Source organism: Nonomuraea sp. NPDC005983 (assembly GCF_040614375.1).
In the GTDB taxonomy this organism is placed as follows: Bacteria; Actinomycetota; Actinomycetes; order Streptosporangiales; family Streptosporangiaceae; genus Nonomuraea.
Genome location: NZ_JBEXUP010000056.1, coordinates 16247 through 29542, shown reverse-complemented (window position 1 = coordinate 29542; position 13296 = coordinate 16247). Strand labels below are relative to the sequence as shown.

9 protein-coding genes and 2 pseudogenes are annotated in these 13296 nt (G+C 69.5%); 3 read left to right on the top strand and 8 right to left on the bottom strand.

Features of this window, described 5'->3' with window-relative positions:
- Nucleotides 1-50: 50 nt before the first annotated feature.
- Complete coding sequence (locus ABZ297_RS24055) at nucleotides 51-1406, bottom strand: hypothetical protein (RefSeq protein WP_355350125.1); 1356 nt, start codon at nucleotides 1404-1406, stop codon at nucleotides 51-53.
- Nucleotides 1403-2044 carry a helix-turn-helix domain-containing protein gene (locus tag ABZ297_RS24050; protein ID WP_355350122.1) on the bottom strand — a complete coding sequence of 214 codons (642 nt, stop codon included), beginning with the start codon at nucleotides 2042-2044 and terminating at the stop codon, nucleotides 1403-1405. Before ABZ297_RS24050 ends, ABZ297_RS24055 begins: the two co-directional genes overlap by 4 nt.
- 124 nt (nucleotides 2045-2168) lie before the next feature.
- On the opposite strand from ABZ297_RS24050, the gene ABZ297_RS24045 reads away from it, so the two are divergent.
- Nucleotides 2169-2654: a recombinase family protein gene (locus tag ABZ297_RS24045; protein WP_355350119.1), complete on the top strand. Its 486-nt coding sequence runs from the start codon at nucleotides 2169-2171 to the stop codon at nucleotides 2652-2654.
- A 101-nt stretch (nucleotides 2655-2755) separates the two neighbouring features.
- Here ABZ297_RS24045 and ABZ297_RS24040 read toward each other — a convergent pair.
- The 3 genes and pseudogenes from ABZ297_RS24040 to ABZ297_RS24030 form a co-directional block, all read right to left on the bottom strand.
- Nucleotides 2756-2869 (bottom strand): annotated as a pseudogene (locus ABZ297_RS24040) (agmatinase); the annotation flags it as partial.
- A 75-nt stretch (nucleotides 2870-2944) separates the two neighbouring features.
- Nucleotides 2945-3091: pseudogene (locus ABZ297_RS24035) on the bottom strand (Tn3 family transposase); the annotation flags it as partial.
- 121 nt (nucleotides 3092-3212) lie between these two features.
- Nucleotides 3213-4205, bottom strand: coding sequence for a winged helix-turn-helix domain-containing protein (locus ABZ297_RS24030; RefSeq protein ID WP_355350116.1), 993 nt, complete (start codon nucleotides 4203-4205; stop codon nucleotides 3213-3215).
- A gap of 59 nt (nucleotides 4206-4264) precedes the next feature.
- On the opposite strand from ABZ297_RS24030, the gene ABZ297_RS24025 reads away from it, so the two are divergent.
- A complete protein-coding gene (locus tag ABZ297_RS24025; protein WP_355350113.1) occupies nucleotides 4265-5440 on the top strand; it encodes an MFS transporter in 1176 nt (391 codons plus the stop codon).
- 45 nt (nucleotides 5441-5485) lie between these two features.
- On the top strand, nucleotides 5486-5662 hold the full coding sequence (locus ABZ297_RS24020; RefSeq protein ID WP_355350200.1) for a DUF664 domain-containing protein: 177 nt from the start codon (nucleotides 5486-5488) through the stop codon (nucleotides 5660-5662).
- 221 nt (nucleotides 5663-5883) lie between these two features.
- Here the strand turns inward: ABZ297_RS24020 and ABZ297_RS24015 are convergent, their stop codons facing one another.
- The 3 genes from ABZ297_RS24015 to ABZ297_RS24005 all read right to left on the bottom strand — a co-directional run bounded on the left by ABZ297_RS24015 (nucleotide 5884) and on the right by ABZ297_RS24005 (nucleotide 13247).
- Entirely contained in the window at nucleotides 5884-10029 is a 4146-nt protein-coding gene (locus ABZ297_RS24015) for a S8 family serine peptidase (protein ID WP_355350110.1), read from the bottom strand.
- A 50-nt stretch (nucleotides 10030-10079) separates the two neighbouring features.
- Complete coding sequence (locus ABZ297_RS24010; RefSeq protein ID WP_355350107.1) at nucleotides 10080-10235, bottom strand: hypothetical protein; 156 nt, start codon at nucleotides 10233-10235, stop codon at nucleotides 10080-10082.
- A 117-nt stretch (nucleotides 10236-10352) separates the two neighbouring features.
- Nucleotides 10353-13247, bottom strand: a complete 2895-nt coding sequence (locus tag ABZ297_RS24005; protein ID WP_355350104.1) for an AAA family ATPase — start codon at nucleotides 13245-13247, stop codon at nucleotides 10353-10355.
- Between the last annotated feature and the right edge of the window lie 49 nt (nucleotides 13248-13296).

Here is a 13296-nt window from a genome sequence, read left to right as displayed (position 1 = left end):
CGGTAAGTGGGTCTGTGCGACCTTGTGGGTAGCACCCCCTGATCCTTCGGTCAGATGCGGGGCGGCGCATCCGCGCTCGGAGAGGGCGACGCCGTGGCGTGCTGGGCTGTTGCCGTGCCGGTCGCGGGAGTCGGTTGGCCGCGGTGGATCCATAGGAGGGCTCCTGTCAACAATACGGTTCCTCCCAGCAGCCAAGGAGTCGGGCCGGGCGGCAGGACACCTACGAGTAAGCCAGTGAGGGCGCCGACCAGTTGCAGGGCGAGAGACTGGACGGATAAGGCGGTAGCGCGGCCCGCACTTGTGACCCGGCGGTGCAGGAGGTCGTTTTCGCTCGGGCCCGCCGAGCCGAGCCCGAGGTACACCAGGCCATAGCCGGTGGCCGCGAGGGCTGTCGCGGGTGCTCCGGTGGATGCTGCGGTGGCGCCGAGGAGGAGCAGGCCGCTGGCGCTGGTCCCAAGACTTGCCAGGACCGCGCGCTCGCCGCTGCCTGCCAGCCGTGCGATGAGCGGTGCGAGGTGGCTCCCGAGACCCGAGCAGAGGAAACCGGCACAAGCAAGCGAGGCGAAGACCACCGCGCCAGACTCCGATGCGCCGGTCAGGATCGCAACACGGCCCGGTGTGAGCAGTTCGATGGCGGCCAGCGCACTGCCGGCGGCGCCCGCGCTGAGGAGGATACGGCGGACCATCGCGTCGCGTCCGCCCAGACGCAGTCCATCTGCGATGGTGACAGGGATACCTCGCAGTACGCCGCGCAAGGTGGCCGCCGGCCGAGGTGGCTCGCGCAGGGCCGTCAGGACGTACAGCACGAAGACGATCTCGATAGCAGCGGCCAACAGTAGCGGGACCGATAACGGAAGAACCAGGCCGGAGGTTGCTTGGCGCAGTTGCGTACCCACGTCCGGGCCGGTTGCCAGCATCCAGGGCACGGCGCCGCCGAGCAGGGTGCCGGCGGCCAGCGCCGCCGATGTTGCGGACTTCCCTCGGGCTAGACCGGGACGCAGGTCGGCGCTGGGGCCGGAGTGCGCATGGACGATGTCGACGTACCAGGCCTCGGCTGGCCCGCTGGACAGGGCTCGGCCCGCCCCCATGAGGGCCATGCCGCAGGTGAGCACCCAGGGTGTGGTGCCCAGGCCTTGGAGCAGGAAAGCGGCCAGATTCAGCAGACCGGCGGCGGCCAGGACGGTGCGCCGTCCCAGGACGTCGGACAGCCCTCCTGTGGGCAACTCCAGCGCGGCGGCGGTGAAAGAGTGCGCGGCAAAAAAGCCCGCGATGGCCGCCAGAGACATGCCACGTTCGGTGAAGAGCAGGATCAGGGGCGCGATGGTCAACCCGGCCGGAAGCCAGAAGAGCACGCAGGCTGTGACATAGCGGCGACGCGCGGCGCGCATGTTCAGCGGCTCGGTCACGATGCGTCCTCGCCCGTAGGCACGGGAACGGAGACGTCCGGATCAACGTCGGGATCGTGCGGTGCGAGGGGCAGTCCGGCGATGAGGAAGACGACCTGCGCGACGCGGGGGTCGCCCGCGTCTCGGGTGGTCAGTTCCTCCACTTTCCGATCGAGCACCTGCCGCAGCTCGGTGAGAGACTCGGGGGTCAGCCGGAGCAGCAGGTCGGATATATCCGATGGTTCCAGCCACTCTTGACCGAGACGCCCGGCGGCGATGTCGGCCTCATGCCGGGCAAGGGACGCCTCCAGGTGCTCGATCTGCCGTCTGCGTGCGAAGCTGACGAAGGCGCGGCTTTCCGGCGCCGCGTCCATCTCCTTGTTACTCCAGGACGTCACCAAGTGCACCGCCCGCCAGCGGCGCTCTCGCCTGTCGTTGTGCTCGGCCTCGGCAACGAACGCATACTTCGCCAAAACCCGCAGGTGATAGCTGGTGGACGCGGATGTCTCTCCGGTCCTGACCGCGAGTTCGCTCGCGGTGGCAGGTCCGTCCTGCCGCAACAAACCGAGCAGCCGGATGCGCAAGGGATGCGTGAGCGCCTTCAGCGCAGCGGCATCCTGCTCAGGGTCGAGAACGCGCTTGTGCTCTTCGCTGGCCATGGCCAAAGAGTAGATCCACCAACACACTTTCCCAAAGTATTTCTGCAAAAAATCTTTGGGAAAGTGTTGCGGTGGGAGCTCAGCGCAAAGGCCGGCGGCGACATTCGGTTACGACGAATTGGTCATGGAAAAGGAGTCGGGCAGGCGCGGGGTCGCGCGACCGGCATGGGAGGCGCTCCTGGCGCTGCCCAAGGCGGGCGACACCTTGAAGTTCTGGAAGTCCGACCGGTGGGGCCGCTCGGCGGGGCACGTGCTGACTACCGTCAACGAGCTCCGCGACCGCGGCATCACGGTGGTGTCGCTGACGGAGAACTTCGATCTGGGCACCAAAGAGGGCCGGTTCATGTTCGCGGTCCTGGCCGCTGCCGCGGAGTACGAGCTGGAGCTGCGCGCCGAGCGCCAGGCCGAGGGAATCACCGCCGCCAAGCGCCGCGAAGCCACCGGCGCCATGCTCCCCGGCAAGAAGAAGACCGGCCGGCCGCGCGCCATCGGCCCCGCCGAACTGGCCACACTACGCCGCCTGGTCGACGACGGCGCCTCGGTCACCGAAGCCGCCCGCACGCTCAAAATCGGCCGTTCCACCGCCTACGCAGCACTCGCGCGCCGCTGACCAGTAGCTACCCCACCCGCATCCCGCACTCTGCTCGACCGCGCCCCCTAGCAAGATCGTTCTCATCGATAACGGCTGTCCGCCGGTTCCTCACCCCCGGTGTAGAGCGGCCGCTCCCCGATCCGCTGCCACAGGGCGTCGACCACCTCGTCCACGCCGCGCCGCATGGCGTCGGCACTGGTGACCACGCCGAAGCCCATCCGCCGGTCGCCGTCGCGCAGGCAGGACGACAGGCGTCCAGGCCCAGATCCAGGTGAGCGTCCCATGCCGATCTGGATGGTGCCGTACAGGTTGGCATGCGGCCAGAACAGCGGCGACAGAGCGCGCCAGTCGGCGTCGGTGAGCCGCCCCGGCCCAGGCCGGGTCTTTGAGACCACCTGGACCAGGTGCGTGTTCATGAAGACCAGCGCCGACTGCAGCAGGTGAAGAGCGAGCATGCTGGTTTTCGTAGTGCACATCGCGGTTGTCCTCAAAGTCAACCGGCAGGTCTTCTTCGCGGTTGCGCCAGCGGGCGGCACCATCGGCATAGATGGGCGTGGCGAGATAGGCAGAGGCCGCTCACGTTGGCCACAGTTGGCTTCCGTGCTGCTGCGCCCGGATGAGTACTTCAGCCGCGGCTGTCTGGTAGTACAGCACCGACCGCCCAGCCCGCCGTCGCCCCGCCAGCCCGCCGTCGAGCAGGATCTTGAGATGGCGGCCGACGGACCCGAGCCCCTGCCCGGTCAGCGCGACGAGTTGCGTCGTACTCTTCGGCGTGTCCAACAACATCAAAACCGCCGCCCGCCCAGTCCCGAGCAACCTGCCCAGCGACTGAGGCACGGGCGTCCGTTCCGCCTCGGCCAGCGCCCCCGAACACGGGTAGATCGCCGCATACCGATGCGGCTCCTCCGCCGTCACCCACCCCTTATATGGGGTGACGGGTACGAACATCAGGTGCGCCCCCGAGATCTCCATCGGCGGGTAGTCGAAGGCGTTGATCTGCAACCGGCCCTCACCGAGCCAGCGCATCGCGGGCCGCAACTCCCCCAGCGCTGCAGCCCAGCCGCCCTGGCTGAGCCGGCGAGTGCGCGACACGACATCCGACTCCAGGATTGCCCTGCGCCGCGGCCACGTCGGTAGCACCGTCTCCTCCCACACCCACTCCAGTACCTCGGCCAGGCGGTGTGGCAGGTCAGAGCGCTCAAGCAGGCCAGGAAGCGGACCGCGCAGCGACACCAGCAAGTCTGCACGGGCAGCCTCGCAGGACGTTCGCCTGATCACCGCCAACTCCTGCTCGAACGTGACCTCGTCCTCGCCGGACGGCGTGGGCGTCAGGAAATCGGCGTGCCAGTTGTGCCTGCCGATGGCGGCCGGGACGAGCAGCGTCGCGACCTCATCGCCGGCCAGCCGCCGCCGGTAGCCGGGCAGGTGAGTGGCCAGCCACGCCTGCTCGCCCGGATGAGCGCCTGCCCCCTTGTCGAGCAGCATCAGGGCGGCGATCGCCTCGGCCAGCGGGGATATGACGAAGCGGGCGCTCGCCAGCGTGTCCGCGTTGATCTGCCACCAGCCCATCGTTTCGCCTCCTTGCGAAACATTATTGCGCGGACGGCCTGGCGCCCCAGACTCCGCTCATGCGTACGTACCGCGAACTCCTGCGCACACCGGAGTTCAAACCGTTCTTCTTGACCGTATCGACGCAGGTGGCGGCCGCGACCGTGAGCGGGCTCGCGCTGAGCACGCAGGTGTACGCAGCGACCGGGTCACCGTTGCTGTCGGCGCTCAGCATGTTCGGCCCATCGCTGGCCCAGGTGGTCGGGGCGACGACGCTGATGTCAGCGGCCGATCGGCTACCGCCACGTGCCGCCATGACAGGAGTGGCACTGCTCTTCTGCGTCGGCACCGCCGCTCTGGCCATCCCGGGGCTGCCCTTGGCGGCCCTCTTCGCGATCATCCTCGGGATCGGTCTGGTCGGCTCGGTAGGCGGCGGGGTCCGCTACGGGCTGCTCAACGAGATCCTGCCCCAGGACGGTTTCCTGCTGGGGCGGTCGTTGATCAACATGTCTGTCGGGGTGATGCAAATCTGCGGGTTCGCGGCGGGCGGGGTACTGGTGTCCGTGCTGTCGCCGCGCGGCACGCTGCTGATCGCCGCCACCTTGAGCCTGACCGCTGCCGGCGTGGCCAGGTTCGGTCTAGGTGAGCGTGCGCCGCGGGCCGTGGGACGGCCGTCCGTGGCCGCGACGTGGCTCTCGAACGTACATCTGCTGTCGTCGCCGCCGCGCCGCCGCCTGTATCTGGCACTGTGGGTACCGAATGGGCTGATCGTCGGCTGCGAGTCGTTGTTCGTACCGTTCGCGCCCGAACATGCGGGTACGCTCTTCGCCTTCGCGGCGTCTGGCATGCTGGCGGGGGACGTTGTGGTCGGCAGGCTCGTGCCGGCGCGGTGGCAGGGGCGGCTGGGTTCCCCGTTGCTGCTCCTGCTGGCCGTGCCGTACCTGATCTTCGCCTTGGACCCGCCGATGCCGGTGGCGCTCGTGGCCGTTACGGTTTCGGCTATCGGGTACGCGGCGAGTCTGGTGCTGCAACAGCGACTGGTGGAGCTGACCCCGGCGGAGATGAGCGGGCACGCGCTAGGACTGCACTCGTCCGGCATGCTCACCATGCAGGGCGTCGCTGCCGCTCTCGCTGGAGTGCTTGCCCAGAGCACTTCGCCGGAGATTGCGATGAGCATCATGGCGGCGGCGTCTGTGATGGTCACGCTAGCGCTGGCACACGGGACCTCTGAGCCGGTGTATCCAAGGGGACTTTAGCGGGGGCCGAAGAAGACTGGGGATGGAAGTCGGCCAGGCAGACCCCTGCATAGATCCGCAGGACGTCCAACCGCGTCCCTCGAACTCGACAGTATCGGCGCCCAGACAAGGGGTGACTACACCCTGCGATGGGCGATGGTGCACGTGACGATGGACACGAGCCGACATGCCGCACACGCGGATGTGCTGCGCGAACTCCTGGACGGCGAGTGGGGCTGGTAGTTGCGGGTGCGTGTCGCACAACTGGTTTCCGTCCGTAAGCGCAGCACCACGACCGATCATCATGCCGCTACCTGGAGCAGCGCGCGGGGACACCGCCGGGCCGAGATCGCCACCACCTCCACGACCTGTACGGATGAGTATTCGGCACCCGAAGTGTGGAATCGCCGGGTGGTGAGGAGGGCTCCCCGCCACCCGGCGGCTGTTTTATGTGGCTTGTGTGGCTATTGGACGGCGTGGGCGCTCTTGGTCGTGTCGCGCAGGTTGAAGGCGCGGGTGGTGGTCTGCTTGATGGTGTTGCCCGCCTTGTCCCAGGCCTCGACCTTGAGGGTGACGGCGCCCTTGGTGGTGTTGAAGGCGGGGTACTGGGTCTTGGCGGTGTAGGTTCCGTCCTTGTTGCTCTTGAGCGAGACGGGGGTGTAGGTGGCGCCGTCGTCGGTGCTGGCCCACAGCTTCAGGCCGGCGATGTCGGGCATCTTGGTGGCGGAGGGCGAGTGGTAGGGGGTCACGGCGAAGGTGTGGGAGCGGCCGGCGGGCACGGTGTTGTCGGTGGCCAGGCTGTCGCCCAGGTCATAGCTGACGAACACCACCGGGGCGGGCTTGCAGCGTTCGGCCGTGCCGTACAACGCCTCGAGGGAGCAGAAGGATCCGGGCAGGCGCTCGGTCTCCACAGGAGTGGTGAAGGTCCACTCGGTATCGTTCTGGGCGTTCTTGGCGGTCAGCCGGTAGCTGCCGGAGCCCTCTGGCAACGAGAAGTGCGGGAGGAGGTCGGTTCCCGCGACCAGGGTACGTGGGATCTCCTGGCCGCCCTGGTAAAGACGGATGTCGAAGAGGGCGGCGTCGCTCTGCTGGCCGTCCCACATCCCCTTGTATTGGCGGTTGGCCGGCCCGCCGTTGGCCGACTCGATCTCCGCCCAGAGGACGTTCCCTCGCACACAGATCATGCATCGGAAGTTCGCACCCCAGTTCGCGGAGGGCTCGGCGAGCCTGATGACCTTCTCCGAGCCTGTGTTCGCGCCAGGCGTGAACGGAGTGGTCAGCCACGACTGCTTGGTACGGAGGGGCTTGTCGAACACTTCTAGGAGCCACTGGGGCTGGGTCATGTTCAACGCCTTCGGGTCGGACATCGAGTCCATGCCGTGCGAGCTGATGACGTCCGGGTCGAGCGGCCCCACCCAGTCAGTCCGTTGTGCCGCGGTAAACAGAGGGAAGCCCCAGCCAAGGGGCGCCGATGCCAGCGGGGCGACGTCGTCCACCTTCCAGGCGTATCGCCAATCGCGGTACTGCGTGGGTGTGGCGGCATGGACGTCCATGTCGATCTGGGCGAGGTCGCGGTTGGTGAAGGTGTAGTGCAGCGATCGCGGCACCCGGCCTTCCTCGTAGGGGGCGAAGGTGTAGGTATGGGGCGATTCCGGGGTGCCCATCACCTGGATGGTGACCGGCCCATCGGCGATCTGCTCACGCAGTTGGAGCGCTTCCCGGGCGGGAAGGGACACGTTGGGGATGCCGATGGGCTTGGACGTCCCGCTCCACGCGATGGGGAGCGGAATCCCGCAGTCGGTGCCCACCTTCGGGAAGTGCACCACCCCGGCCGCACCGGCATCGCGAAGAGAGCCGAGCCGGTCGATCTGGACCCCGCACTCCTGGCCGCCGAAGACCGATGGCGCCATCGGAGCCTCCATGAGGACGAGCTTGCCGCGTAGATCGCGACCGGCGATGTCTTCTGGTCTGCCCTCGCCGACGTCCACGAGCTCCAGGTCCTGCGTCCCGGTGAACGACCGGTAATCGTAGTAGAGGCCCTGTGCGTGCCCCCAGTTGTAGAGAGCGTGCATCGGGGCGGTCGGGTGCAGGGTGAGCTTCTTGGACTTCCGCACATCCATGGCGACCTCGGTCTGCCCGAGTGTGAACCGGCTGTGGAAGCGGAATTTGCCCTTGGTGACCGGCTTGGTGGGGGTGGCCCACATCCGCAGCCACGAACCGACGATCGTGTCACTCGAAACCGAACTCATGTAAGCGGTGCCGTTGGATGTGGTCCGCTGATACACCATTCTGGGGTCGTTGTTCAGTGGTTCGGCTGGTTTCGGGGTGGTGAAGCGGATCTCGGAGGCCTGCCGGGCGTCCAGGGTGATCTCAGTGTCGCCGGTGACGGTGATCTCGGGGCTGAGCAGGAACACCACGTTGAAGCGGTCGTCGTCGCCGATCCAGGTCAGCAGTTGCGCCACGCTGATCGTGCCCTGCGGGACGCGGGTGACCGTGGTCCCTTCCTCGGTTACGCGGGTCGTGGTGATGACGCCCTTGTCGCCGGCTACGTCGATTGTGTCCTGGGACCAGGGGCTGCTGGGCTTTCCGTCCCGGCCCAACGTGTGGACGGTGAGCGTGGCCATGGGCGCGGCGCGGACCGCGCCGACGGGAGTGCGCAGTTTGACGCCGTCGGCGGTCGCGGTCACCGCGCCGGCGTAGTCGTCGATGTCGGTCAGGCCCTTGGGGTCGAGCGTGACGGTGGTGGTCGCGGTGCCGGAGGCCGGCACGGTGAGCGTGGAGTCGGCCAGGCTGAGCGCGCCGGTCACAGCGGTGCCGTCGGACGTGCGCAGGGCCGAGGTGAGGGTCAGGGTGACCGGCTGGTCGCCGAGGTTGGTGTAGGTCAGCTTGCGGCTGACGGTCTGGCTCTCCGCGTCCAGCGTGGCGAAATCGAGGCTGGCGGTGGTGGCGAAGACTTGCTGGGCGTGCGCCCTGGCCAGGTCGACCCGGCCCGCGCCCTGTTTGTAACCGCTCAGCTCGTCGTCCTTGGCCGTCGACATCAGCGCGGCCTTGAGCTGCGGGCCGCTCCAGTCCGGGTGCTCCTGGGCCAGGATCGCCACGGCCCCTGCCACGTGCGGGGTGGCCATCGAGGTGCCTGCGGCGGTGGTGTAGTGATCGTCGGCGGGAGTGCCCATCGTGGTGCCCGCGGCGCGGGCGGCGGTGATGGCCACTCCTGGAGCGGCGATATCGGGCTTGAGCGCGCCGTCTCCGAAGCGCGGCCCCTGGCTGGAGAAGCTGGCCCACTGGTCGCTCTTGTCCACCGCGGCCACGGTCAGCGCCGCATCGGCCGTCCCCGGGGAGGCGACCGTCTCGGCGCCAGAGGCGCCGATGTTGCCTGCGGCGATCACGAACAGGGCGCCGGTGGAGGCGCTCAGCGCGTTGACCGCCTGGCTCATCGGGTCGGTACCATCGGTGGGGCCGCTGCCCAGGCTCATGCTGACCACCTTGGCGCCGCTGGCCGCGGCCCATTCCATGCCCTCGATGGATTGTGAGTCCGTGCCGGAGCCCGAGTTGTCCAGCACCTTGCCGATGACCAGCCTGGCGCCCGGTGCGACGCCCTTGTACTTGCCGCCCGAAGCGGCCCCGGACCCGGCGATGGTGGAGGCCACATGGGTGCCGTGGCCGTGCCCGTCCTTGACCTCCTCGCCGGTGATGAAGGACTTGGCAGCGATGACCTTGCCGGCCAGGTCCGGGTGATCGGCGTCAATGCCGGTGTCCAGGATGGCGACTTTCACGCCGGTGCCGTCGTGCCCGCCGGCCCAGGCCTGCGGCGCGCCGATCATCGGGACGCTCACGTCCAGATCGGCCTTGACCTTGCGGTCCAGCCACACCTTGGCGATGCCACCGCGCAGGGTGTCCGGCACGTTGGACAGCCCCACGACCCCGTTCGTGTCCGTCTTCTCGGGTACGGCCCGCACCGCACTCCAGAACGTACCCGCCTCGGCCTTGGTGACGGTGACCGCGGAGGCGTTGATGCTCTCCAGCGCGTGCCCGGGCTCGCTGGCCGGGATCGCCTTGGCGGCGGAGGCGATGGCCGCGGCGCTGTCCTGCTTGGGGTACTGCACGATGACCGGCAGCTGCTTGGCCTGGTCATCGGCGTAGCCGTTCTCGGCCAGGTAGGTGACGTTGAACAGCTCCCTGTCCAGGCGACCGGCCTGGATGGCCGGCATCGCGTCGCTAGGGGTGACGTACACCCCGTCCGGGGTGGCCATCGTGGACAGCCGCGGCAGGGTCCCATCGGGGCGGGCGACGGCTTTGGCGTCCACAGCGTACTTGCCGCCGCCGGTGTCGTTCAGCTGCACGGCGTCCCCGGTGACCAAGGTGACCGTGTGCGAGCCCGCCCCCAGCCCGGTCAGCGTGATCGGGCCGGATGGCGGTCCCGCCGCGGGGGTGATCTGCGCGGGCTCCTGTCCCTCGGCCAGTGCGGCTGGCGAGCCGGGCGCCACCATTGTGCCGAGCAGCAGGATCGACGCTGTCAGAAGTGCCCCTCTGCGCGCCGCTTTCCGGCGGGTGGGGGTGGGTGGGGTGGCGGCGCCGTCCGGCGGCCGGTCGTGCGAGCTGTGTGAAGACATGCGGAACTGCCCTTTCGAGGGAGGGAGCTGGGCGGAGAAGGGAGAGGAGGTCAGACCGGCTCGAACCCCTCGGGGGTGTCGTCGGGGGGTTCGGTGGCCGCCTCATCCGGCGTGAGTGTGGGGGACGCCGGGTCTTTCCCGTCGGCGTCGTCCTGAGCGGCGTCGTCTGCCGGGTGATGGCCACCCGTGGAGTCGGTTTCGGGCATGCCGTTAGCGTTGCTTGCTCGGTACGACGGGACTATGGGGGACATCCCCCATTCGGGGAGCGGCGGTTGAGGGGGCCTGTGGGGGGTGCGCCTGCCGCTCCGGAGGCGCGCTCGCCTTTACGGTTCGTCGCGATTCGGGCCCAGGTGCGTCCCCAGGGTGGCGCGGGAGCGGAGCCCGAGCTTGCGCAGAGCAGCGCTGAGATGCTTCTCCACCGTCTTGGGTGACAGGAACAGCTCCCGGCCGATCTCCCGGTTGGTCAGCCCGGCGGCGGCCATCGAGGCGACTTCCCGCTCCCGGGGGGAGAGGGTGGGGCCGTAGCCGTGTGGACCGCCGGGGTATCGGCTCTTCGTCGCCACCCCGTGCCTGCGGGCCACCTGCGCGGCGCGATCCAGGTCCCATCGGGCCCCCAGTTCTTGGAACGCCGTGATCGCCGCGCCGAGCGGCTCCTCCGCTCGCTCGTCTCCGGCGGCGAAGAGGCATCCGGCCGCCTGCTCGTGGGCCTGGGCCGCCTCGTACGGGGCGCCCAGCCGGTCGTAGGCGGATGCCGCCGCCAGGAAATGCCCCGCGGCGTCCCGGCTCCCGGCGGTCAGGTGGCCGCGCGCGTGCGGGAGCGCGGCCGCAGCCAGCGGGGCGTCCAGGCCGTCCAGCGTCACCGAGAGCCGGGCGACCAGGTCGGCGGCCTGGTCCTGTCTGCCGATCGCGGCCAGCGCCTCTGCCAGCGCGGGCACTGCCCGTACCGCCAGCGGCCACAGCCCCTTGGTTTCCCACACCGCGACCGCCGCGCCGGTGGCCGCGAGGGCCGTCTCGGCCTGGCCATGCGCGGCGGACAGCCGTAAAAACCCGGTCACTGACAGCGGAAGCAGCTCATATCCACCCAGCGCCATGGTGCGCTGGACGATGTCGGACAGGTCGCGCCGGGCGGTGTCCAGAACGCCGCGGGCCAGCGCCAGGCAGGCCGCGACCGTCTCGGCGGTGATCCGGTCGAACGGGCGCTCGCCGTACTCTTCCAGCAGCACCGCCACCTCCTGATCCAGCCCGGCCCACCGCCCCCGGCCATAGGCCAGGAGCAGCCCGACCAGCCGGCATCTGGCCAGCGGTTCGCCGGATGAGTCATCCTCGGCCGCACCCCGCGTCGCGGCGCTGAGCAACTGGTCTGCGATCTGGAAATGCCCGGCGCAGCAAGCGTTCTCCGCGATGGACCGGTAGGCGTTGATCTCCTGGCGATGCCGGGGCCTGCCACCGGTCCTTTGGCGGACATCCTCGGTCAGGGCGGCCCAGCGTGGATCGCCGATCCCGCTCAGCGACGTCGCGACCTTGCCGAGCACGAAGACCTCCTCGACCGGATCATCGATGGCGGGCACGGTCTCCAGCGCGCGGTTCAACCAGTAGGCGTGCTCGGTCAACGGCACAGCGGGATCGATCGGCCGGCCCAGCCCGGTCATCACCCACGCCGCTAGGTCAGGCCGGTCGTCCAGGTCGTCGACGGCCGCCGCGAAGGCGCGGCGCTGCACGCTGGGATCGTCACCGAGCCTCTCCTGCAGTACGCCGATCAAGAAGTGCAGTTGCCCGCGCAACGGGCCGGGCTGCTCCGACTCCAGCGCCTCCGAGAGGAGGTCGACCACCTCCGGGGGGTGCAGCACCTGGCAGGCCGCCCAGCCCAGCCGCGCCGCCAGGTGTCCCCGGCGTTCGGGCTCCAGCGGCGCGTTGCGCAGCACATCCTCCAGAATGCGCACCGCCTCGGCGTCGTCGCCGAGCATCGACGCCTGCTCGGCAGCCTGCTCGGCAACGCCCACCCACTCCTGCAACAGGTCGGCCTGGCGCAGATGATGCGCCCGCTGCCCCAGCGGCACCGGCTCAACCGACCGCACCGCGGCCGCCGCACGCGTATGCAGATCCTGCCGCCGCCCCAGCGGGATCCCTCCGTACACCGCCTGCGCGGCCAGCACGTGGCGGAAAACCACCATCCCGTCCCGCTCGGCCAGTAGCCCGGACACCAGCAGCTCGTCCAGCCCTGCGACCGTCTCGGCCCGAGACAGCCCGGCCACCTCGGTCAGCGCCGCCACCGCCGCCGGCGCCTGCAACACCGCCGCCGCCTCGGCCACCCCCCGTGCCGCCACCGGCAGCCGGCCTACCCGCTCCCGCACCGAATCGCGCACTCCCGGCGGCACGTCCAGCTCCGCCAGCGCCTTACGTGCCCAGCGCCCGCTCCGCAGCCGGATCAACGCCCCCCGAGCTTGCAACAACGCCAGCAATTCCTGAACCGCCAGCGGCAACCCCGATGACAGCTCATACAGATGCGCCCCGAACTCAGGGGTGATGCCCTCCTCCTCCAAGATCGACGCCGCCAGCGCGTGGGTCTGTTCGGCGTCCAGCCCCGCCAGCACCACGTGATCGTGAAAGACGGAGTCCGCCAGCCGCCCTGTCACTTCCCGGATCCCGGCCACGGCCTCCTCCCCCCGATAGGTCAGCACCACCGACGCCCGGGCCGGCAGCACCGCCAGCAAATAGGCCAGAAACTCCACCGTCTGCTCATCCGCCCAGTGCAGGTCCTCCACCACCAGCACCGCCGGACCCAGTACCCCCAGCACCTCGGCCAGACCGCGAAACAGCCGATGTCGTTCGGCCGCCCGATCATCCAGTGGCTCCAACGCCGGTGGCAGCACCCCCGCCAGCTCCGGCAGCAACCCCCGCAGCGCGCCCGCGACCGGCGAAAGCCCGGAGGCCACCGCCAGCAGCTCGCTCGTCCCGCGCAGCGCCTCCACGATCGGCCCCAACGGGAACGGCTCCCGAATCCGCCGGCACGCTCCGCTGAGCAGCAGCCGGCCCGCAACGTCGGCGTGCGCGGCCATCTCCGCCACCAGGCGGGTCTTACCGATACCCGCCTCACCCTCCACCACCACCACGCCGGGCGGCCGGCTCGCCGCGGCCACGAGGCGCTGTAACTGCTCCTCACGCCCCACCAGAACGGGCGAGATCATCCGCCCCACGGCCCTGTGCCCCTCCACCGTCATTCGTCGCGCCTCCGCTCACCGACCCGGCTCCACCACGGCCGCCCGAACC